Consider the following 21238-nt stretch of genomic DNA (forward strand, 5'->3'; position numbering starts at 1 on the left):
AATCTCCCCGCCCGGCGCGCATGGAAACTCAAGGGGTATTTTAGCGTTTCAAGGATTAACAAATCGGTGCCTCGGGTTTTCCTTGCCGCCGCGACGCGCCCGCGCTACCCAATCCCTCGAACCAGCGGAGACCCACTTGGCCGAAATCCTCCCGCTCGACGAGGCGCTTCAACCCGCGCTGGCGCTGCTCGCCGCCGGCGAGGTCGTGGCGCTGCCGACCGAGACGGTCTACGGCCTCGCCGGCGACGCCACCAATGGCGAGGCGGTGGCGCGCATCTTCGAGGTCAAGGGCAGGCCGCGCTTCAACCCGCTGATCGTCCACGTCTCCAGCCTCGACATGGCGAGAAAGATCGGCGTGTTCGACGACGCCTCGTTGAAGCTCGCGGAAACCTTCTGGCCCGGCCCGCTGACGCTGGTGCTGAAGCTGCGCGACGGCCACGCCATCCACCCGCTGGTGACGACCGGCCTCGACACGGTGGCGCTGCGCATGCCGCGCGGCTTCGCGAGCGCCGTCATCGCGGCCTCGGACCGACCGCTCGCCGCGCCCTCGGCCAATTCCTCGGGCCGCATCAGCGGCACGACGGCCGAGGCGGTCAACGAGGACCTCGGCGCGAAGATCAGGCTGATCGCAGACGGCGGGCCGACCCCGGTCGGGCTGGAATCGACCATCGTCAAGGTCGGGCCGGAGGGCGTGCGCATCCTGCGGCCGGGCGGGGTGGCGAGCGAGGAGATCGAGGCGACGCTGGGCATGAAAGTGCTGCGCGGCGGCGCTGCCGGCATCGAGGCGCCCGGCATGCTCGCCTCGCACTACGCGCCCGACGCCGCGATGCGGCTCGACGCGGCCGAGGTCCGGTCCGGCGAGGCGCTGCTCGCCTTCGGGCCGGCGCGTATCGCCGGCGCGGAACGCGCGCTCGCCGTGCTGAACCTTTCCGAGGCCGGGGACCTGCGCGAAGCGGCGGCCAATCTCTATCATCACATGAAGGCGCTGGACCGGACGGGCGCGGGCGTGATCGCTGTCGAGCCGGTCCCGGCCACGGGGCTCGGCGAAGCGATCAGGGACCGGCTCGGCCGCGCCGCCGCGCCGCGGGACGGGTGAGACGATGGATGCGAAGCTGATCGAGCGTTTTGCGGCAATCGTCGGGGCGCGCCATGCGCTGACCGACCCTGTCGAGACCGAGCCTTTCGTCACCGAGCAGCGTGGCCTGTGGCCGGGCCGGACGCCGCTGGTTCTGCGCCCCGGCAGCGTCGGCGAGGTCGCCGCGATCCTCAGGTTCGCCAGCGAGACGCGCATCCCCATCGTGCCGCAGGGCGGCAATACCGGCCTCGTCGGCGGGCAGGTGCCGGACGCCACCGGGCGCGAGGTGGTCCTGTCCCTGTCGCGGCTGAATGCGGTTCGCGAGATCGACATCGCCTCCAACACGATCACCGCCGAGGCGGGCGTGACGCTGCATGCCCTGCGCGAGGCGGCCGACGAGGCCGGACGGCTGTTTCCCCTGTCGCTCGCCTCGCAGGGCACGGCGCAGATCGGCGGCAACCTTTCCTCGAACGCCGGCGGCACCGGCGTGCTCGCCTATGGCAATGCGCGCGAATTGTGCCTCGGCGTCGAGGTGGTGCTGCCCACCGGCGAGGTGCTGGACGACCTGCGCAAGCTGAAGAAGGACAACACCGGCTACGACCTGAAGAACCTGTTCGTCGGAGCCGAGGGCACGCTCGGCGTCATCACCGCCGCCGTGCTCAGGCTCTATCCGAAGCCGAAGGGCAGGGAGGTGGCGTGGGTCGGGCTCGAAAGCCCCGAGGCGGCGCTGTCGCTGTTCTCGCTCGCCTCCGACCGGGCCGGCTCGAGCCTGACCGCCTTCGAGCTGATGATCGACGAAAGCCTCGCTTTCGTGCTGCGCCATATTCCGGGCACGGCCGCGCCGCTCGGCTCCTCCCATCCGTGGCATGTGCTGATCGAGATCTCCTCCGGCCGTTCGGCCGAGGACGCACGCGCCCTGATCGAGGAGATCCTCGGCAAAGGCTTCGAGGCCGGGCTGGTCACCGACGCCACGCTCGCCGCCAGCCTCGCCCAGGCGGAAGGCCTGTGGAAGCTGCGCGAATCGATGTCCGACTCGCAGCGCCACGAGGGCGCGTCGATCAAGCACGACATCTCCGTGCCGGTCGCCGCGATCCCCGATTTCATCCGCGAAGCCTGGCAGGCGGTGGTGAAGATCGAGCCGGGCGCGCGGCTCGTCGCCTTCGGCCACATGGGCGACGGCAACCTGCACTACAACATCTCGCAGCCGGTCGGCGGCGCATCGGCCGCCTTCCTCGCCCGCTACCGCGAGGTCAACGATGCCGTGCATGCCGTAGTGCGAGCCTATCGCGGCTCGATCTCGGCCGAGCACGGCATCGGCCGGATGAAGCGCGACGAGCTGATCGCCACCGCCCCGCCCGTCGCCACCGACCTGATGCGCCGCATCAAGGCCGCGTTCGACCCGGCCGGGATCATGAACCCCGACAAGATGATTTAAGTTTCCTTACCTCGGGTTGCAAAGCGATAACCATCGCGCGAGGCGAGAAAACCTTAACCCTCATTTTTAAGCGGTGCGGAACGCGCCGGCCCTTACTGTCACGTCCATAGCAAGGCGGCAAAAAAGCCGCCTGGCATAACGAGGCGGCAAAAGCTGCCCGGAGAGACCGGAAAACCGGCTCTCAGGAGAGACAGGAAGGCAGTGACGACATGAGCATCGGGCTTAATTCCGCCTTGAAACCCGCCCTGAAACCCACTTGGGCCGGCAGCGACCTGCGGCTCGATCCCTTCCGCCTGCCGCAGGCGGTTTCCTATGCCGCGCGCGACGATCTCGGCGACGTGACCTTCACCATCGACCATCGCGGCGTCACCATCCGCCGCCTGCTGGAAGCGAGCCGCCTGCCGGTGTCGATCGCGCTGCCGGCGCGCGCCTTCCGCGGCGTCGCGGCCCGCGCCATCGAGGACGGCGACGGCGAGGTGACGGTGACGCTGGAGCTGCTGCACGCCGACCCGATGCTGTCGGTGCCGCTGCTCGTCGCCCACGATCTCGACGACGTCGCCGCCGACTGGCGCGCGTGGTCTGACGCCTACCAGCTGCCGATGCTGCTGATCGAATCCGACGGCGAGGCGCGCACGCTGGAAGAATCGCTCGGGCTGGTCAAGAAGCGCCCGCCGGCGGAGCGCCGCAAGGGCCGCGTGTCGATGCAGCGCCGTCCGCGCTTCCTCGCCCGGCGGCGGGTCGGGGATTCGGGCGGCAATCTCGGCGTGCGCCTCGTCGTCGACGGCTACGAGATCATCGCCCGCGACGAAAACTAGAAGTTCGGGCTGATCGAGGCCCAGACGCCGCCGCCGAGAAGGCCGAGGAAGATCAGCCAGCCGACGGTCGAGTTCGACTTGAACAGCCTGAGGCACTGGTCGGGGTCGTCGATGTCGAGGACCCTGATCTGCCGCCACAGATGCGCGCCGGCCGCCAGCAGGCCGGCCAGCGCCGGCATCGGCACGGCGGCGTTGGCGAAGGCGACGAAGAAGAACAGCAGCGCCGCGCCGTAGAGCCCGATCAGCCATTGCTTCGTCCTGCCGCCGAACAGCCGCGCGGTCGAGCGCACGCCGACCAGCGCGTCGTCCTCCTTGTCCTGATGGGCGTAGATCGTGTCGTAGCCGATCACCCACAGGATCGAGCCGAAATAGAGGAGGGCCGGCGCGAGCTCCAGCGCGCCGAAATGCGCCGCCCAGCCCATCCACGCGCCCCATGAGAAGGCGAGGCCGAGGAAGAGCTGCGGCCAGTCGGTGAACCGCTTCATGAACGGGTAGACTGCGACCACGGCGAGCGAGGCGGCGCCGACGGCGACCGCGAACCAGTTGAACTGGAGGAGCACGAGGAGGCCGCCGAGACATTGCAGGGCGAGGAAGCCCCACGCCTGCCGGCGCGTCACCTTGCCCGAGGGGAGCGGGCGCGAGCGGGTGCGCGCCACCTTGTCGTCGATGTCCTCGTCGACGATGTCGTTATAGGTGCAGCCGGCCCCGCGCATCAGGATCGCGCCGACCATGAACAGCAGCAGATGCCAGGGCGAGGGCAGCACGTCGATCAGCGCCGCGCCCGGCACGGCCCGGGCCGACGCCGCCATCGCCGCCGACCACCAGCACGGCCACATCAGCAGCCACCAGCCGATCGGCCGGTCCCAGCGCGCGAGCTGCGCGTAGGGCCACAAGGGGCGCGGCAGCAGGCGATAGACCCAATGGCCGGAAGGGGCGTCGGCGACGCGGCCCTGCGCGTCCTTGCTCTGGATGTTTTCCATGGCGCTTTGAGTGGCAGGGCGGGGGGCGGGCGTCAAGTAAGACGTAGCCGTTCCCGGCCTTCGGTCAGTCCCGCCCTGAATCGACGCCGAGGCGGCCGGCAGCCTCCCGCAATCGCCTGTCGCGCGTCCACAGGCTCGCGCCCGCGGTGAGCTGCGTGGCGGCAAGGAGATGTGCGTCGGCATAGCCGATGCCGATGCCGAAAAGCCGGTGGCGCGCGACATAGGCGAGAACCTCCTCGTCGCCCGCGACCACGGCCTGCGGCAGGTTTCCCAATAGAGCGAGAATCGAGTCGCGGGCGCGCAGGTTTCCCATCGCCAACTCGCCCACCACGAGCGGATGCGTCGCGGCGAGGCCTGCTTCGAGCAACCGCGCGAGCTCGGCCTCGCCGCCGCGCAGATGGTCGATCCAGACCGAGGTGTCGACCAGGATCATGGCGTCAGGAACGGCGCCGGGGGATGGGCTCAAGCTGCGGCTCGCTGCCGCCGAGCAGGGCAAGGCGCCGGGCGCTTTCCCGCTCGATCAACGCCTTCAACGCCTCTCGCACCAGCGCCGATTTCTCCTTCAGGCCGGTGAAGGCCTGCGCCTGCGCCATCAGCTCGTCGTCGAGCGACAGGGTCGTCCGCATGGCGGTACCTCCTTGTGCATATAGTTTATCATCGAATGATGCTATATTTGATGCGTGAAGACAATGGATGGACGCGGTTCTTGACCGGCCGGCCCTGTGGCCCTACCGGGAACGCGACCAACGCGAGAGGCTAAGGAATCGCCGCGATGAACGTACTCCTGATCGGTTCGGGCGGGCGCGAGCATGCGCTGGCGTGGAAGATTTCGGCCTCGCCGCTGCTTGGCAAGCTCTATGCCGCGCCCGGCAATCCCGGCATCGCAAGCCACGCCGAATGCGTCGCGCTCGACGTCGCCGACCACGCCGCGGTCGTCGCCTTCGCGAAGGAGAAGGAGATCGGCCTCGTCGTCGTCGGGCCGGAAGCGCCGCTGGTCGCCGGGCTGGCGGACGATCTTCACACCGCCGGCATCCGCGTCTTCGGCCCCTCGGCCAAGGCGGCGCAGCTTGAGGGCTCCAAGGGCTTCACCAAGGATCTGTGCGCGCGATACGGCATTCCCACCGCCGCCTATGGCCGCTTCGGCAACGCCGCCGACGCCCGCGCCTATGCGCAAGAAGTCGGCGCGCCCATCGTCGTCAAGGCCGATGGCCTCGCCGCCGGCAAAGGCGTGACGGTGGCGATGGAGCTCGACGAGGCGCTTTCCGCCATCGACGCCTGCTTCGAGGGCGCGTTCGGCGCGGCCGGGGCGGAGGTCGTCGTGGAGGAATTCCTCGAAGGCGAGGAGGCGAGCTTCTTCTTCCTGTGCGACGGGAAAACCGCGCTGCCCTTCGGCACGGCGCAGGACCACAAGCGCGTTGGCGACGGCGACACCGGCCCCAACACCGGCGGCATGGGCGCCTATTCGCCCGCCCCGGTGCTGACGCCGGAACTGGAGGCGCAGGTGACAAGCCAGATCGTCGAGCCGACCATGCGCGGCATGGCCGAGATGGGCATGCCGTTCGCCGGCGTGCTCTATGCCGGGCTGATGCTGACGAAGGACGGGCCGAAGCTCATCGAGTACAATGCCCGCTTCGGCGATCCGGAATGCCAGGTGCTGATGCTGCGCCTGGAGGACGACCTCCTGCCGCTGCTTCTGGCGTCCGCCGAGGGCAGGCTGGCGGATTTTTCTCCGCTCTGGCGCGACGAGCCGGCGCTGACCGTGGTGATGGCGGCGAAGGGCTATCCCGGCACGCCGGAAAAGGGCAGCGTCATCTCCGGCGTCGAGGATGGAGGCGATGGCGTCGTGATCTTCCACGCCGGCACCGCGCGCGACGCTTCGGGGCGGCTGGTGGCAGCAGGCGGCCGCGTGCTCAACGTCACCGCCGCCGGCGCGACGGTTCTTGAGGCGCAGGCCCGCGCCTACGCCGCCATCGAGCGCATCGACTGGCCGGGCGGCTTCTGCCGCCGCGACATCGGCTGGCGCGCGGTGGAACGCGAGAAGACTGCCGGCTGAGCCTCAGCGGAAAAAGGCCGGATCCGTCTCAAGCGGGTTCGGGGCCGGCTCGCGCAGCAGCGTGCCTTCGGCCGCGCGCTTGCGGTAGTGCTCCAGCGAGCAGCGCGGCGAGCACAGCAGTCCGCGGTCGCACCAGTAGGCCGGGCCGTTCTCGATCAGCCCCTCATGCAGCCAGAACCCGTCCGCACCATAGGGCAGGTTGCATTCGATGCAGCGATACTTCTCCGGGCGCGCCAGCATGACCGTCTCCTTGCTTCGGGCATTCTTATCCCCGGCGCTTCGGCATCGCAACGGCGCGTGAACGTTGACGTAAACGTCAAAAAACAATAGCCATGTTGCGGAACCGCAGCCCTATCCCTACAGGAAGGGTGACAGCCCTTTTGTCTGCCGCAGAGGAGGAAGCCAGATGTACCGCGCGCCCGTTGCCGAGATCGCCCATACGCTCAAGCACGTCGCGGGCCTCGGCGCCGCGCTGGAATCCGGCCGGCTCGGCGACCTCTCGGAAGACCTCGTCGACGCCATCCTCGAGGAGGCCGGCCGCTTCGCCTCCGACGAGGTGACGCCGCTGCGCACCGTCGGCGACGAGGTCGGCGCGGTGTGGAAGGACGGCGACGTCACCATGCCACCCGGCTGGCGCGACCTCTACCGCCGCTGGATCGACGGCGGCTGGAACGCGCTGGCCGGCCCGGTCGATCACGGCGGGCAGGGCCTGCCGACCATGCTCTCCGTCGCGGCGCTCGAAATGTGGAACTCCGGCTCCATGGCCTTCGCGCTGGGACCCACGCTGACCATGGGCGCGGTCGAGGCCATCGAGAAGCACGGCTCCGATGCGCTCAAGGCGACCTATCTCGAAAAGCTCGTCACCGGCGAGTGGATGGGCACCATGAACCTCACCGAGCCGCAGGCCGGCTCCGACCTCGCCGCGCTGCGCACCCGCGCCGAGCCGGCCGGCGACGGCACCTACCGCATCTTCGGCCAGAAGATCTTCATCACCTATGGCGAGCACGATTTCACCGACAACATCGTCCACCTCGTGCTCGCCCGCCTGCCCGACGCGCCGGCCGGCACGCGCGGCATCTCGCTGTTCCTCGTGCCGAAGTTCCTCGTCAACGCCGACGGCTCGCTCGGCGCGCGCAACGACGCCTTCTGCGCCTCCATCGAGCACAAGCTCGGCATCCACGCCTCGCCGACCTGCACCATGATCTATGGCGACGGCTTCGCGAAGGACAGGGAGCCGGGGGCCATCGGCTGGCTGGTCGGCGAGGAGAATCGCGGCCTCGCCTGCATGTTCACCATGATGAACAACGCCCGCCTCGCCGTCGGCATGCAGGGCGTCGCCGTCGCCGAGGCCGCCTACCAGAAGGCGCTTTCCTACGCGCAGGAGCGCCGGCAGGGCAAGGCGGCGGACTATGCCGGCGAGGGCATGGCGCCCATCGTCCACCACCCCGACGTCCGGCGCAACCTCATCACCATGAAGGCGCTGACCCAGGCGGCCCGCGCCATTGCCTATGCCTGCGCCCACGCCATCGACCTGAGCAAGGCGGGCGGCGAGGACGCGGCCAGATGGAGCGAGCGCGCCGGGCTGCTCACCCCGCTCGCCAAGGCGTTCCCGACCGACATCGGCGTCGAGGTCTCGTCCATCGGCGTCCAGATCCATGGCGGCATGGGCTTCATCGAGGAGACGGGCGCGGCCGCGCTCTATCGCGACTCGCGCATCGCGCCGATCTACGAGGGCACCAACGGCATCCAGGCCATCGACCTCGTCACCCGCAAGCTGCCGCTGTCGGGCGGCGAGACGGTGAAAGCCTACATCGACGAGCTGCGCGGCGACGTCGAGGCGCTGCGCAAGGCCAATGCCGAGGGTTTCGGGCGAACGGCGGACAAGGTCTCCGCCGCGCTCGACGATCTCCAGGCCGCGACCGACTACCTGCTCGCCGCGCTCGGCGGCGGCAGGACGCAGGAGGCGCTGGCCGGCGCGACGCCGTATCTGCGGCTCTTCTCGCTCGCGGCCGGCGGGGCCTATCTGATCCGCGGCGCACTTGCCGGGCAGGACAAGGCCCGCGTCTCGCTCGCCCGCTTCTTTGCCGAGAACCTGATCGACGAGACGGCCGCGCTGAAGAACCGCGTCACCGAGGGCGCGGACAGCCTCGACACGGCCGCGGCGGCGCTGGCGCTGTAAGGGGAAAAGCGATGAGCGAGCATATCGAGGTCTCCCGCGACGGCGCGGTGCAGACGGTCCGCATGAACCGGCCGGACAAGAAGAACGCCATCACCCGGGCGATGTATGCGGCGATGGCGAAGGCGTTAACGGAAGGCGATGCCGACGAGGCCGTGCGCGTCCACCTGATCCTCGGCGTGCCGGGGGCGTTCTCGTCCGGCAACGATCTCGCCGACTTCATGGCGGTGGCGACCGGCGGCGAGCATGGCACCGAGGTCTACGATTTCCTGATGGCGCTGGCGACGGCGCAGAAGCCGGTGGTTTCCGGTGTCGACGGCATCGCGGTCGGCATCGGCACGACCATCAACTTCCATTGCGACCTGACGCTGGCGACGCCCCGCACGCGCTTCCACACGCCCTTCGTCGATCTCGGCCTCGTGCCGGAGGCCGGGTCGAGCCTCATCGGCCCGGCGCTGCTCGGCCGCCAGCGCGCCTTCGCGCTGCTCGGGCTGGGAGAGCCGCTCGCCGCCGCCGACGCAAAGGCCGCCGGCCTGATCCACGATGTGGTGGCGGAGGAGGAACTGGAAGCGGCGGTGCTGGCGCTGGCCCAGCGCGTCGCCGCCAAGCCGCCGCAGGCGCTGAAGATCGCCCGCGACTTCATGCTCGGCGATCGCGAGGCGCTGGTCGCGCGGATCAGGGCCGAGGGCGAACAGTTCCGCGCCCGCCTGTCCTCGGACGAGGCGCGCAACGCCTTCGTCGCCTTCATGAACCGCAAGAAGGGCTGAAGCGCCGCGGGCGGCAACCGCCCGCGACGCCTCGCGATGCCGCGTGCTACTTCACGGCGAGGAAATCGGCGACCTCGAGCAGGATGAACTCATTGTTCGCGGCCTTGCCGATCTCGCGCCCGCCCGAGAAGGGCAGGTTGTTGTCGTTGGCGACCATAATGTGGGTGTCGTCGACGCGCATCACGTCCTCGATGGTGAAGAACGGGAAGGTGAACGTGCCGGAAAGGTCGCGGTTCGACTGCGTCGTCAGGCGCGCCTTGCCGTCGGGGTCGGCGATGTCGAGCAGGTCGATGGTGCCGATCCGCCTGATGAAGCCGTCGGCGTCGACGCCGGCGGTATCGACCAGCACGATGCTCTTCACCTTCGCCGGCAGCGGGTAGCAGGCCGACTTGTCCTCGCCCGTGCATTCGAGGCTGATGTCGCCCTCGCCATTGTCGCGCTCGATCACCAGCGCCCGCGTCTCGTCGATGAAGTTGAAGTCGCCGATTGCCGCCGCGCCCTCGGCGAGCTGGAACCTGTAGCTGTCGCCGGTCCATTCGGCCTTGCCGGTGTCGAAGGTGACGATGCGCAGGAACGCGCCTTCCGGCTTGCCGTCCTCGCCCAGCAGCGGCTTTTCCAGCATGCCCCAGAGGAGGTTCGTGCCCGGCTGGAGCGCCATGCCCTCGTAGCCGCCCGAGCGCTGGACCGTGAAATCCTTGCCGGCGGCGGCTGGAACGACGACGCCCGGCGTGTCCGGCCCGCGCAGCGCCTTGCCGTCGAGCATGGTCTGGTGGACGGAAAGTACGCGCCCGTCCGCGGTGGCGCGGATGATGAAGGGGCCGAACTCGTCGCCGATCCAGATCTCGCCGTCGAGATACTGGATGCTCTCGGGGTCGAAGTCGGCGCCGGTCAGGTAGCGGCTCTCCGTCCCCTCATAGGCGATGCGGAACGGCACCTTGCGGTCGGGATCGCGCAGGAACACGGTTTCGATGCGCTCGACCGCGCCGGTCTCGAAATCCGGCTTCATGCGGTGGAAGAACAGCATCGCGTCGGGGCTGTTGACCTTGGAGCCGAAGCCGTTGTCGGTGAGCGTGAAGACGCTGCCGTCCTCGGCGCGGTTCATGGCGAAGCCCGACATGCCCTGCACCGGCTGGCCGAGGAACGGCAGCGAGATGCCGGTCTTGTGCCCGCCATAGGCCGCGCCGACATCGCCCATGACGCTCATCGGCCTTTCGTTGCGCTGGGGGCGGGTGAACTTGCCGGACACCCACGCGTCGCGCGGCGCGTCGGCCGGCGGCGCGACGAGGGTGAAGGCCGGCAGATAGGCGTGGCCGGCGAGGGTGGCAGTGAAGACCTGCTCCGCCCCGGCCGGCACGGCGAGGGCAAGGAGGGCGGCGGAAGCGAGAAGATGGCGGATCATGTGTCTGGCCTTCCATGAGGTTGATGGAGACCGGACCTGACTTAAGCGCGCTCGATGACAGCCGCCCGACGCGACGATGACAGTTCTGCGAGCGTCCTCTTGTAGGGGAAGGGGGACTTCAGGCCAGCCCGTGGTCCTTCATCGCCTGCGCCTCGTCCGGCGTGATCCAGGCGAAGATCCGCGGCTCGCCTCCGGCGAAGCTGACGAAATAGAGGTTGCGGAAGGCGATGGTTCCCGCCGCGCCGTCGCCTCGATCCCTTCGGTCATCGCCGCCATCGGGGGCTATGCCGCTTCGGCCAGAAGCTCCGGCGGAAGCTGGGCCTTGGCGTCGAGCAGCTCTATCGCCACCAGCCGTCCCTCGGCGTCATAGTCGAACACGACGCCGGGCGAGACTTCCTCGCTTTCGAGCACCTTGAGATCGGAGAAGCGGATATAGGCCGCGTTGGCCTGCGCATCGTATGTGACGGACGGCTTCATGGCTGTCTTCTGGCTCCGCGGTCGAAGAACGCCGTCAATATACGGATTTCGGCGTCGGTTTCCAAGCAGACGACCCGCAGGATGCGGTCGCCGTGCGCCGTGATCGTGCGATAGCGACGCTGGATGGGCTGGCGGGGGTCTGCTTCTTCCCATTCGGGAAAATGAACGGTCGCCTCGATCCACTCGCGCTTCAGTTCACGCTCGCGGACGGCGTCGCCTGCATGTTTCGTATAGACGAGCGGCTTGCGTCGCTGGACCATGGCCCCTCACGGATAGAGCCGCGTCTTCTTCCAGCCGCCGCCGTCGGTCGTGAACACGACCCGGTCGTGCAGGCGGAAGGGGCGGTCGTGCCAGAACTCGATCGAGGCTGGCCGGATGCGGAAGCCGGACCAGTAGGGCGGGCGCGGGATCTCGCCGATGGCGTGGCGGGCGGTGTATTCGGCAACCGCCTTTTCCAGCGCGAAGCGGCTTTCGAGCGGGCGCGACTGCTTCGAGGCCCATGCGCCGATGCGGCTGCCGCGCGGGCGCGAGGCGAAATAGGCGTCGGCCTCCGCGTCGCTCACCGTCTCGACCGGGCCGCGCACGCGCACCTGCCGGCGCAGGCTCTTCCAGTGGAAGCACAGCGCCGCCTTCATCGCGCCCAGCACCTCGCGGCCCTTCGCGCTCTCGTAATTGGTGTAGAAGATGAAGCCGTGCTCGTCGAAATCCTTGAGCAGCACCATGCGCACGTTCGGCATGCCGTCGCGGTCGACGGTGGCCAGCGCGACGGCGTTGGGGTCGTTCGGCTCCGAGGCCTTGGCGTCCTCCAGCCAGCGCGCGAACAGCGCGTAGGGCTCCCCGCTTTCGGTGAAGTCACCGTCCGTTAACCCTGTATCCGTCATCATGGACCCCTTGCATGCTTTGGCATCGACGGGGAGATTGCCGATTGGCGCGTCGGACGCAAGCATTCGCTGCGTGGGACAGGCTTGTTTTCGTGTGGCTCGGCCTTGCCGCCGTGCTGCCGCTGGCCGCGTGCGGCACGGCCGGCTTCTCGCTCGAGAGCGCCGTGCCGGACCGTTCCGTGCTGACGGGCTCGGTGCGGCCGGGGCCGGCCGACGCGCTGAACGGCCCGGTCGTCGCCTCCGACGAGGAGACGATCCGCAACGCGGTGTCCTCGGCCATCGTCGACGAGGTCGGCACCGAGGGGCTCGGCTGGGCCAATGCCGGGACCGGCTCGCGCGGCGCGATCAACCAGATCATCGAGCGCAAGGACGAGGGCAGGCTGTGCCGCCGCTTCACCGCCTCGCGCGAGAGCTACGAGGGCGTCCACCTCTATCGCGGCGAGGCCTGCCTCGGCTCGGCGCGAATCTGGACCATGACCGCCTTCGATCGCGTCGAATAGCGCCGCCGCACTGGAATTTCTTCCTAGGTGGGCGCATATAGACTGCAACACCACGAATCCCTTTCCGGCAGGCGGCACAGATGCGCGATCCCTATGACGTGTTGGGCGTTGCGAAGAACGCATCGGCGAAGGACATCAAGTCCGCGTTCCGCAAGCTCGCCAAGAAATACCATCCGGACCAGAATCCGGACGACCCCAAGGCCAAGGACCGCTTCGCCGAGGTCAACCAAGCCTATGAGATCGTCGGCGACGACGACAAGCGCGGCCAGTTCGACCGCGGCGAGATCGACGCATCCGGCAAGCAGCGCTTCACCGGCTTCGAAGGCGGAGCCGGCGGCGATCCCTTCGCCGCGTTCCGCCGCGCCCAGGGCGCGGGCGGCCGGGCCGGGCCGGGCGGCGCGCATTTCGAGTTCCGCACCTCCGGCACGGACGGCGAGGGGTTCGACGCCGGCGACATCTTCAGCGAGCTGTTCGGCCAGTCGTTCCGACGCGGCCCCGGTGGTGGCATGGGCGGTGGCATGGGCGGCGGTCCCGCCGGCAGCCGGTCGGCCCCGCCGGCCGGCGCGGATTTGAACGTCGCGCTCGACGTCACGGTCGAGGACATGGCGCAGGCCGCCAAGGTGACGGCGCTGTTTCCCGACGGGCGCAAGGTCGGCATCAAGCTGCCGGCCTTCGTTGAGGACGGGCAGACGATTCGCCTCAAGGGGCAGGGCCAGCCCTCGCCCTTCGGCGGCCAGCCGGGCGACGCGCTGGTCAAAATCCGCCTGCGGCCGCATCCGCTCTACCGTGTCGAGGGGCGCGACCTTCACGTCGACGTTCCGGTGCCGCTTGCCGACGCCGTCCTCGGCGCCAAGGTGCCCGTCGAGACGCCCTCGGGGCGGCTCGCGGTCGCCATTCCCGCCTGGTCGAGCTCGGACCGCAAGTTGCGGCTCAAGGGCAAGGGGTTGCCGCTCAAGTCCGGCGGCCACGGCGACCTCTACGCCCATGTGCGCATCATGCTGCCGGAGGGCGGCGACCAGGAGCTCGAGGCGCTGATGCGCAAGGCCCGGGCGGCCGGCGCCTGAAGCCCGCCGCCCACCGCCTTGTGCCTTGAAGCGGCAATGCGCCTGTGCGATAGGGCAGGCGGCGGGGATGAATGCGGAGTAACCACACATGGCGGCAGGAAACGGTCTTCTGGCAGGCAAGCGCGGCCTCATCATGGGCATCGCCAACAACAGGTCGATCGCCTGGGGCATCGCGAAGGCGTGCGCCGATCAGGGCGCGGAGCTGGCGCTGACCTATCAGGGCGACGCCTTCCGCAAGCGCGTCGAGCCGCTGGCCGCCGAGCTGGGCGCACATGTCGCCGGCGACTGCGACGTCACCGACATGCAGAGCGTCGACGCCGTGTTCGCCGGGCTGGAGAAGAAGTGGGGCAAGCTCGACTTCCTCGTCCACGCCATCGCCTTCTCCGACAAGGAGGAGCTCGACGGCCGCTATGTCGACACGACGCGCGACAACTTCCTGCGCACGATGGACATTTCCGTCTACTCGTTCACCGCGGTGGCCAAGCGCGCCGAGGCGATGCTCGCCGACAACGCCTCGCTGCTGACGCTGACCTATTACGGCGCCGAGAAGGTGATGCCGCACTACAACGTCATGGGCGTGGCCAAGGCGGCGCTGGAGGCCAGCGTGCGCTACCTCGCCGTCGATCTGGGCGGCAAGGGCATCCGCGTCAACGCCATTTCCGCCGGCCCGATCAAGACGCTCGCCGCCTCCGGCATCGGCGATTTCCGCTACATCCTCAAGTGGAACGAATACAACGCGCCGCTGAAGAAGACCGTCTCCATCGAGGAGGTCGGCGGCTCGGGACTCTACCTCCTTTCCGACCTGTCGCGCGGCGTCACCGGCGAGGTGCACCATGTCGATGCCGGCTACCACGTCGTCGGCATGAAGGCGGTCGACGCGCCGGACATAACCACCGTCAAGGAATGACTGGCCCAACCGTCTATTTCGTCCGCCACGGCGAGACGGACTGGAATGCCGAGGCCCGGCTTCAGGGGCAGGCCGACACCGACCTGAACGAGAAGGGCTGCGCGCAGGCGAGCGCCAACGGCCGCGCGCTGGCCGGGCTGATCGCCGATCCGGCCGGGTTCGACTTCGTCGCCAGCCCGATGCGGAGGACGCGCGAGACCATGGAGCGGCTGCGCGCCGCCATGGGGCTGGACCCCGCCGGCTACCGCACCGATCCGTGCCTCGTCGAGGTCAATTTCGGCGACTGGCAGGGCCACACCTTCCCCGAGCTGGAAGCGGTCGATCCCGGCTGCTTCGCGCGCCGCCAGGCCGACAAATGGGCGTTCGTGCCGCCGGGCGAGGGCGCGGAAAGCTATGCCGGGCTCACCGCGCGGGTGCGGCCGTGGCTGGAGGGCGTCGCGCGCGACACGGTCTGCGTCACCCATGGCGGCGTCATGCGCGCCGTCTTCAGTCTCGCCGGCGCGATGGAGCCGAATGAGGCCGTCATGCTGCCCATCCCGCAGGACCGTATCCTGCGGCTGGTGGGCGGGCGGCTGGAATGGCTGTAAGGTCTATTCGTAGATGACGAGATCGGTGACGAGCTTCTCGCCGCCGACCGTGTCGTAGGCCAGCACGACCTCGACGCCTTCCTGAAGCGCCTCGACGTCGAACTCGCCCGACAGCTTGTAGGTGTTGCCGTTGTCGAGCGTGATCGTCAGCGCCTCGCGGTCGACGCGGCTGATCTTGCCTTCGTCGTCGGCGGCCAGCGCCGCGCCCGAGGAGAGCATGAGGCCGGCGGCCACCAGAAGCGCGGAAAGCATCCCTGTCACGGTGCGCATGTGCATTCCCTTGTCCTTTGGCTCTTGTCCTTGGCCCCGCCCTGTCGCGGAGCATGTTCGATCGTCCGGGCGAGACGAAAGCAGAAACAGGATCACTATGTCAAAAGTTTTGCAGCTTTGCGGCGCGGGCGCCTTGCCGCGGCATTTTTCCCTCAGCGGAAAGCCTCGTCCGGCGCGGCGATGACCGCGCCGTCTTCCTCGCCGATCACCTCCATGTCCTTTCCCTCATAAGGGATGGACAACAGCAGGCGGCGGATGACGGAAAGCCGCGCCCGCCGCTTGTCGTTGGCCAGCACCACCGTCCACGGCGCATGCTCGCTGTGGGTGCGCTCGAACATCAGGTCGCGCGCCTTCGTGTAATCGTTCCATTTCTCGATGCCGGCGATGTCCATCGGCGAGAACTTCCACATCTTCAGCGGGCTGTGGCGCCGGTCGTGGAAGCGCTTCAGCTGCGTCTCCTGGCCGATGGCGAGCCAGAACTTGAACAGCCTGATGCCGTCGGCGACGACGCCCTTCTCGAAGTTCGGCGTCTCCTCGAGGAAGAGCGCGTGCTGCTGCGGCGTGCAGAAGCCCATCACCGGCTCGACGCCGGCGCGGTTGTACCACGAGCGGTCGAAGGTGACGAACTCGCCCGCCGTCGGGAAGTGGGTGACGTAGCGCTGGAAATACCATTGCCCGCGCTCGGTCTCGGTCGGCTTGGTCAGCGCGACGTTGCGCGCGGTGCGCGGGTTCATGTACTGGCGGGCGACGAAGATGGTGCCGCCCTTGCCGGCCGCGTCCCGCCCCTCGAACAGGATCATCACCCGCTCGCCGGTCGCCTGCAGCCAGGATTGCAGCTTCACCAGCTCGATCTGGAGGCGCTCGAGCTGCTTCTCGTAGGCCTTGCGCTTCATGCGCTTGTCGTAGGGATAGCCGCCGGCGGAAAGCTCGTTGTCCGTCACCCAGCCCGGCAGTTCGGGATCGTCGATGTCGAAAGACCGCTTCTTGCCCGCGACCGTCAGGCGGATCGGCTTGATCGGGTCGGAGAACTTCGTTCTGGCTTCGCTCATCGGCGTCGGTCCTTCGGGGGCGTTCGGGCGGGGGCTCGTTCGGGCCGGCATGCTATCGGCCGTCCGCCGCGAGGTCCAGCCGTGGGCGCGCGTTCGCGACGGTCCGTTCACGGCGCGAGCGCGCTCGTCGTTTGACGCACCCGCCAAAGGCAAATAGAAGCGTGGCGAAACGCATCCCCGCAGGCCAGACGCCATGTCCCACAACAGCTTCGGTCATCTGTTCCGCGTCACCACCTGGGGCGAGAGCCACGGGCCCGCGCTCGGCTGCGTGGTCGACGGCTGCCCGCCCGGCATCCGCTTCACCGTCGCCGAGATCCAGGCCGAACTCGACCGCAGGCGGCCGGGCCAGTCGCGCTTCGTCACCCAGCGGCGCGAGCCCGACGAAGTCAAACTCCTGTCGGGGTTCGTCACCGAGGAGGACGGCGTCACGCTGGTGACGACCGGCACGCCGGTCTCGATGCTGATCGAGAACACCGACCAGCGCTCCAAGGACTATGGCGAGATCGCCCGTCAGTACCGCCCCGGCCACGCCGACTACGCCTACGAGGTCAAATACGGCCTGCGCGACCATCGCGGCGGCGGCCGCTCCTCGGCGCGCGAGACCGCGGCGCGCGTCGCCGCCGGCGCGCTGGCGAGGAAGGTCGTTCCCGGCCTCGTCGTGCGCGGCGCGCTGGTCGGCATGGGCGAGAAGCGGATCGACCGCGCCAACTGGAACTGGGGCTTCGTCGAGGACGCCGAAAACCCGTTCTTCACCCCCGATCCGGCCTCGGTGCCGGTCTTCTCCGACTATCTCGATGCCGTGCGCAAGGAAGGCTCCTCGGTCGGCGCGCTTGTCGAGATCGTCGCCGAGGGCGTGCCGGCGGGGCTCGGCGCGCCGGTCTACGGCAAGCTCGACCAGGACATCGCCGCCAACCTCATGTCGATCAACGCGGTCAAGGGCGTCGAGATCGGCGAAGGCTTCGAGACCGCGCGCATGCGCGGCGAGGACAACGCCGACGAGATGCGCATCGGCAATGACGGCAAGCCGATCTTCTTGTCCAACCATGCCGGCGGCATCCTCGGCGGCATATCGACCGGCCAGCCGGTGGTGGCGCGCTTCGCGGTCAAGCCGACCTCGTCGATCCTGACGCCGCGCCGCTCCATCGACCGCGACGGCAACGAGGTCGACATCCGCACCAAGGGCCGGCACGACCCCTGCGTCGGCATCCGCGCCGTGCCGGTGGGCGAAGCCATGGTTGCCTGCGCCATCGCCGATCATTATCTGCGGCACCGGGGACAGACGGGGAGAATGAGTGAGTAGTGAATAGGGAGTAGTGAGTAGTGGGAGGGGAGAGTTCAGGTCTCTACTCACTATTCACTACTCTCTACTCACTCAATTCCGGGCAAGAAAAATGGCGTATGATCAAAAAAGAATCGTCGAGGCGCTGCGCGCCTTCGAGCGCGGCGAGATCGTCGTCGTCATGGACGATGACGGGCGCGAGAACGAGGGCGACCTGATCGTCGCCGCCGTCCACTGCACGCCGGAGAAGATGGCGTTCATCGTCCGCCACACCTCGGGCATCGTCTGCGCGCCGATGCCGCGCGAGGAGGCGAGGCGCCTGAACTTGACGCCGATGGTGGCCGAGAACGACGCGCCGCATTCGACCGCCTTCACCGTCAGCGTCGATTTCCGGCACGGCACCACGACCGGCATCTCGGCCGAGGACCGGACGCTGACCGTGCGCAACCTCGCCAACGGCAATGTCGGCCCGGCTGATTTCGTCCGCCCCGGCCACGTCTTCCCGCTGGTGGCGCGCGAGGGCGGGGTGCTGATGCGCTCCGGTCATACGGAAGCCGCCGTCGACCTGTGCAAGCTCGCCGGCCTGCCGCCGGTCGGCGTCATCTGCGAGCTGGTCAACGACGACGGCACGGTGATGCGCGGGCCGCAGGTCCAGGCCTTCGCCGACGAACACGGGCTGCGCCAGGTCTCGGTCGCCGACCTGATCGCCTATCGCCAGCGCCAGGAAACGCTGATCCAGCGCGTCGCCTGCTCCGAGATCGAGACCGCGGCGGGTCCGGCCAAGGCCTACACCTACCGCCTGCCGTGGGACGCGATGCAGCATTTCGTCGTCGTCTTCGGCGACATCCGCGACGGCGTCGACGTGCCGGTGCGCCTGCACCCGGAGGACGTCGTGTCCGACGTGTTCGGCCCCGACAGCCGCCTCGACACCATCATGCGCCGCATGGCGCAGAACCAGCGTGGCGTCATCGTCTATCTGCGCGAGGGCTCCGTCGGCGTCGGGCAGGGCGCCGGCCGCCAGCGCCCGGCGCTGGGCGACGAGGCGCATGAGGAGGCCTTGCGGCGCGAGAGCGAGTGGCGCGAGATCGGCCTCGGCGCGCAGATCCTGCGCGACCTCGGCATCTCCTCGATCCAGCTCATCGCCTCGCGCGAGAAGCACTATGTCGGGCTGGAAGGCTTCGGCATCGAGATCGTCTCCACCGACATCATCTGACGCTGCGGCAGTTTCGCCGCTAAAGTGGCGCATCCGAATCGGGGACGCGCACCATGTGGGATTTCGACATCGGCCGTACGCTCGGCATCATGGCCCGGACATGGCCGTTCATCGCGCTCCGGCTGGTCGTCTATTTCGCCATCACGCTCGCCTATATCCTCGCCACCGGCACGGGGGCGGGCGTCGGCTACGGCCTCGGCCGTATCTGGGACGATCCGGGGATGTTCGCGCTGTTCGGCGGGTTCATCGGCTTCGGGCTGGTCTCGGCCGTGCTCTACTGGCTGCGCGAATACATCCTCTATCTCGTCAAGGCCGGCCATGTCGCCGTCATCGTCCATCTGGTCGAGGGGCGCGAGGTGCCGGAGGGCAGGGGGCAGATCGACTATGCCACGAGCCTCGTCAGGGCGCGCTTCGCCGAGGCGAGCGTGCTGTTCGTCGTCGACCAGCTGATCAAGGGCGTGCTGCGCGTCGTCACCGGGCTGATCGGCGGCATCGCCAACGCCCTGCCGATCCCCGGCCTTCAGGCCGCCGCCGGCTTCGCCAATTCGGTCATCCGCATCTCGCTGACCTATGTCGACGAGATCATCCTCGGCTACAACATCCGCGAAGGCGCGGACGATCCGTTCGACGGCGCCCGCCGCGGCCTCGTCCTCTACGCCCAGAACGGCGGCCGCATGGTCAAGAACGCGGTGTGGCTCGCGCTTTTCATGTGGCTCATCGCCCTCGTCATCTTCCTTTTGATGCTCGGGCCTGCCGCCGCAGTGCTCTATCTCATGCCCGGCGCGCTCGCCGGCTGGTCGTTCGCGCTCGCCATCGTCTTCGCCTGGGCGATCAAGGCGGCGCTGCTCGAGCCCTTCGCCATCGCCGCGCTGATGCAGGTCTATTTCCGCACCATCGAGGGCCAGGTGCCGGACCCGGACTGGGACCGCAAGCTCTCCGACGCCTCGCGCCACTTCCGCGAGCTGAAGGACCGCGCGGCAAGCGCCTTCGGCGGCCGCCCGGCCGGGCAGACTCCCTGACGGCCTGTTGACGGGCCGGCGGCGCGCGCGAAGCCGCTTGGCGAACCGGCCGGAAAGCGCCTATATCGGGGAATGACCACCCGGCTCTATTCCCATTCGATCTATCTCGACCATCTGACGCCCGCCGGCCACCCCGAGCGGCCCGACCGGCTGCGCGCCATCGAGCGCGTGCTGGAGGACGAGGCGTTCCAGTATCTCGACCGTCGCGAGGCGCCCGAGGGCGACGAGGCCGCGATCCTCTACGCCCATCCCGAGCAGCACCGCGAGCGGGTGCGCCAGTGCATACCGCATGAGGGGCTGGCTCGGGTCGATGCCGACACCACCGCGAGCCCGATGAGCTGGCAGGCGGCGCTGACCGCCATCGGCGCCGCCAACGCCGCCGTCGACGACGTGTTCGCGGGCGTCGCCGACAACGTCTTCGTCGCCTCGCGCCCGCCCGGCCACCACGCCGAGAAGACGACGGCGATGGGCTTCTGCTTCTTCAACAACGCCGCCATCGCCGCCCGCCATGCGCAAAGGAAGCATGGCGCCGAGCGCGTCGTCATCGTCGACTGGGACGTCCACCACGGCAACGGCACGCAGGACATCTTCTGGGACGATCCGTCCGTGCTTTATTGCTCGACCCACCAGATGCCGCTCTATCCCGGCACCGGGGCCAAGGGCGAGACCGGCGTGGCGAACAACATCGTCAACGCGCCGCTCGCCGCCAATGACGGCGGCGCACAGTTCCGCGAGGCGTTCCAATCGCGCATCCTCACGGCGATCGACGCGTTCCGGCCCGACCTCGTCATCGTCTCGGCCGGCTTCGACGCCCATCACCGCGACCCGCTGGCCGAGCTGAACCTGACCGAGGACGATTTCGACTGGGCGACCGGCAAGCTGATGGAGAGTGCCGGCAAATGGTCGCAGAACCGGCTGGTCAGCCTGCTCGAAGGCGGCTACGACCTGCACGGGTTGGCCTTCTCGGTCGCCGCCCATGTCCGTCGCCTGATGAAGGGATGATCGCAAATGTCCGCTGAGAACGTCAACGACGACATCAAGGCCATGAGCTTCGAGCAGGCGCTGGAGGCGCTGGAGCGGATCGTCGACGATCTGGAACGCGGTGATGTGCCGCTGGAGCAGTCGATCCGCATCTACGAGCGCGGCGAGGCGCTGAAGGACCATTGCGGCAAGCTGCTCAAGGCTGCCGAGGACAAGGTCGAGAAGATCCGCCTCTCGCGCGATGGCAAGCCCGCCGGCACCGAGCCGCTGGACCCGGAATAGGAGCCATATCTTGCGACGCGGGCGCTCCA

Annotated in this window: 25 protein-coding genes; 15 read left to right on the plus strand and 10 right to left on the minus strand. The window is 68.6% G+C overall.

What is annotated here, in order from left to right:
• The first annotated feature begins 136 nt into the window (after positions 1-136).
• The 3 genes from M9945_RS07105 to M9945_RS07115 all read left to right on the plus strand — a co-directional run bounded on the left by M9945_RS07105 (position 137) and on the right by M9945_RS07115 (position 3325).
• Positions 137-1096 carry an L-threonylcarbamoyladenylate synthase gene (locus M9945_RS07105; protein WP_367943969.1) on the plus strand — a complete coding sequence of 320 codons (960 nt, stop codon included), beginning with the start codon at positions 137-139 and terminating at the stop codon, positions 1094-1096.
• A 4-nt stretch (positions 1097-1100) separates the two neighbouring features.
• Positions 1101-2510, plus strand: coding sequence for an FAD-binding oxidoreductase (locus M9945_RS07110; RefSeq protein ID WP_367943970.1), 1410 nt, complete (start codon positions 1101-1103; stop codon positions 2508-2510).
• A gap of 233 nt (positions 2511-2743) precedes the next feature.
• Positions 2744-3325 (plus strand): DUF6101 family protein, encoded by a 582-nt coding sequence (locus M9945_RS07115; RefSeq protein WP_367944788.1) that lies wholly within the window; start codon positions 2744-2746, stop codon positions 3323-3325.
• Here the strand turns inward: M9945_RS07115 and ubiA are convergent.
• The 3 genes from ubiA to M9945_RS07130 form a co-directional block, all read right to left on the minus strand.
• Positions 3322-4305: a 4-hydroxybenzoate octaprenyltransferase gene (gene ubiA / locus M9945_RS07120; RefSeq protein WP_367943971.1), complete on the minus strand. Its 984-nt coding sequence runs from the start codon at positions 4303-4305 to the stop codon at positions 3322-3324. The genes M9945_RS07115 and ubiA overlap by 4 nt on opposite strands.
• A gap of 64 nt (positions 4306-4369) precedes the next feature.
• Positions 4370-4738, minus strand: coding sequence for a type II toxin-antitoxin system VapC family toxin (locus M9945_RS07125; RefSeq protein WP_367928228.1), 369 nt, complete (start codon positions 4736-4738; stop codon positions 4370-4372).
• A 4-nt stretch (positions 4739-4742) separates the two neighbouring features.
• Positions 4743-4931 carry a type II toxin-antitoxin system VapB family antitoxin gene (locus M9945_RS07130; protein WP_367928227.1) on the minus strand — a complete coding sequence of 63 codons (189 nt, stop codon included), beginning with the start codon at positions 4929-4931 and terminating at the stop codon, positions 4743-4745.
• A gap of 146 nt (positions 4932-5077) precedes the next feature.
• On the opposite strand from M9945_RS07130, the gene purD reads away from it, so the two are divergent.
• Positions 5078-6358 carry a phosphoribosylamine--glycine ligase gene (gene purD, locus M9945_RS07135; RefSeq protein WP_367943972.1) on the plus strand — a complete coding sequence of 427 codons (1281 nt, stop codon included), beginning with the start codon at positions 5078-5080 and terminating at the stop codon, positions 6356-6358.
• Positions 6359-6361: 3 nt separating this feature from the next.
• Here the strand turns inward: purD and M9945_RS07140 are convergent, their stop codons facing one another.
• The gene (locus M9945_RS07140) at positions 6362-6598 is read right to left on the minus strand and encodes a hypothetical protein (RefSeq protein WP_367943973.1); all 237 of its coding nucleotides are present in this window, start codon (positions 6596-6598) and stop codon (positions 6362-6364) included.
• A 166-nt stretch (positions 6599-6764) separates the two neighbouring features.
• Between M9945_RS07140 and M9945_RS07145 the strand changes: the two genes are divergently transcribed.
• Both M9945_RS07145 and M9945_RS07150 read left to right on the plus strand, forming a co-directional pair.
• Positions 6765-8537, plus strand: coding sequence for an acyl-CoA dehydrogenase (locus tag M9945_RS07145; protein ID WP_367943974.1), 1773 nt, complete (start codon positions 6765-6767; stop codon positions 8535-8537).
• Between the two features lie 11 nt (positions 8538-8548).
• Positions 8549-9301: a crotonase/enoyl-CoA hydratase family protein gene (locus M9945_RS07150; RefSeq protein ID WP_367943975.1), complete on the plus strand. Its 753-nt coding sequence runs from the start codon at positions 8549-8551 to the stop codon at positions 9299-9301.
• A gap of 46 nt (positions 9302-9347) precedes the next feature.
• On the opposite strand, the gene M9945_RS07155 is transcribed toward M9945_RS07150, so the two are convergent.
• The 4 genes from M9945_RS07155 to pdxH all read right to left on the minus strand — a co-directional run bounded on the left by M9945_RS07155 (position 9348) and on the right by pdxH (position 12058).
• Positions 9348-10700, minus strand: a complete 1353-nt coding sequence (locus M9945_RS07155) for an esterase-like activity of phytase family protein (RefSeq protein WP_367943976.1) — start codon at positions 10698-10700, stop codon at positions 9348-9350.
• A 282-nt stretch (positions 10701-10982) separates the two neighbouring features.
• A complete protein-coding gene (locus tag M9945_RS07160; RefSeq protein ID WP_367928220.1) occupies positions 10983-11177 on the minus strand; it encodes a DUF2283 domain-containing protein in 195 nt (64 codons plus the stop codon).
• Positions 11174-11437: a DUF4258 domain-containing protein gene (locus M9945_RS07165; RefSeq protein WP_367943977.1), complete on the minus strand. Its 264-nt coding sequence runs from the start codon at positions 11435-11437 to the stop codon at positions 11174-11176. The genes M9945_RS07160 and M9945_RS07165 overlap by 4 nt, the downstream gene beginning before the upstream one ends.
• 6 nt (positions 11438-11443) lie before the next feature.
• On the minus strand, positions 11444-12058 hold the full coding sequence (pdxH, locus tag M9945_RS07170) for a pyridoxamine 5'-phosphate oxidase (protein ID WP_367944789.1): 615 nt from the start codon (positions 12056-12058) through the stop codon (positions 11444-11446).
• 92 nt (positions 12059-12150) lie between these two features.
• Between pdxH and M9945_RS07175 the strand changes: the two genes are divergently transcribed.
• The 4 genes from M9945_RS07175 to M9945_RS07190 all read left to right on the plus strand — a co-directional run bounded on the left by M9945_RS07175 (position 12151) and on the right by M9945_RS07190 (position 15116).
• Complete coding sequence (locus tag M9945_RS07175; RefSeq protein ID WP_367928219.1) at positions 12151-12558, plus strand: RT0821/Lpp0805 family surface protein; 408 nt, start codon at positions 12151-12153, stop codon at positions 12556-12558.
• Positions 12559-12638: 80 nt separating this feature from the next.
• Positions 12639-13622, plus strand: a complete 984-nt coding sequence (locus tag M9945_RS07180; RefSeq protein ID WP_367943978.1) for a DnaJ C-terminal domain-containing protein — start codon at positions 12639-12641, stop codon at positions 13620-13622.
• An 88-nt stretch (positions 13623-13710) separates the two neighbouring features.
• On the plus strand, positions 13711-14529 hold the full coding sequence (gene fabI / locus M9945_RS07185) for an enoyl-ACP reductase FabI (RefSeq protein WP_367928217.1): 819 nt from the start codon (positions 13711-13713) through the stop codon (positions 14527-14529).
• Complete coding sequence (locus M9945_RS07190) at positions 14526-15116, plus strand: histidine phosphatase family protein (protein WP_367943979.1); 591 nt, start codon at positions 14526-14528, stop codon at positions 15114-15116. The genes fabI and M9945_RS07190 overlap by 4 nt, the downstream gene beginning before the upstream one ends.
• Before the next feature lie 3 nt (positions 15117-15119).
• Here M9945_RS07190 and M9945_RS07195 read toward each other — a convergent pair whose 3' ends face one another.
• Together M9945_RS07195 and ppk2 are read right to left on the minus strand one after the other, a co-directional pair.
• Entirely contained in the window at positions 15120-15392 is a 273-nt protein-coding gene (locus tag M9945_RS07195; protein ID WP_367943980.1) for a DUF1344 domain-containing protein, read from the minus strand.
• 146 nt (positions 15393-15538) lie between these two features.
• The gene (gene ppk2, locus M9945_RS07200; protein ID WP_367943981.1) at positions 15539-16435 is read right to left on the minus strand and encodes a polyphosphate kinase 2; all 897 of its coding nucleotides are present in this window, start codon (positions 16433-16435) and stop codon (positions 15539-15541) included.
• 193 nt (positions 16436-16628) lie between these two features.
• On the opposite strand from ppk2, the gene aroC reads away from it, so the two are divergent.
• The 5 genes from aroC to M9945_RS07225 all read left to right on the plus strand — a co-directional run bounded on the left by aroC (position 16629) and on the right by M9945_RS07225 (position 21209).
• Positions 16629-17735 carry a chorismate synthase gene (gene aroC, locus M9945_RS07205; protein WP_367943982.1) on the plus strand — a complete coding sequence of 369 codons (1107 nt, stop codon included), beginning with the start codon at positions 16629-16631 and terminating at the stop codon, positions 17733-17735.
• A 91-nt stretch (positions 17736-17826) separates the two neighbouring features.
• Positions 17827-18927, plus strand: a complete 1101-nt coding sequence (gene ribB / locus M9945_RS07210; protein ID WP_367943983.1) for a 3,4-dihydroxy-2-butanone-4-phosphate synthase — start codon at positions 17827-17829, stop codon at positions 18925-18927.
• A 53-nt stretch (positions 18928-18980) separates the two neighbouring features.
• Positions 18981-19946, plus strand: coding sequence for a hypothetical protein (locus M9945_RS07215; RefSeq protein WP_367943984.1), 966 nt, complete (start codon positions 18981-18983; stop codon positions 19944-19946).
• Between the two features lie 72 nt (positions 19947-20018).
• Positions 20019-20948 (plus strand): histone deacetylase family protein, encoded by a 930-nt coding sequence (locus tag M9945_RS07220; RefSeq protein WP_367928210.1) that lies wholly within the window; start codon positions 20019-20021, stop codon positions 20946-20948.
• Positions 20949-20954: 6 nt separating this feature from the next.
• Positions 20955-21209 carry an exodeoxyribonuclease VII small subunit gene (locus M9945_RS07225; protein ID WP_367943985.1) on the plus strand — a complete coding sequence of 85 codons (255 nt, stop codon included), beginning with the start codon at positions 20955-20957 and terminating at the stop codon, positions 21207-21209.
• The last annotated feature ends 29 nt before the right edge of the window (positions 21210-21238 follow it).

It is taken from the genome of Aquamicrobium sp., assembly GCF_023954335.1.
GTDB lineage: Bacteria > Pseudomonadota > Alphaproteobacteria > Rhizobiales > Rhizobiaceae > Aerobium.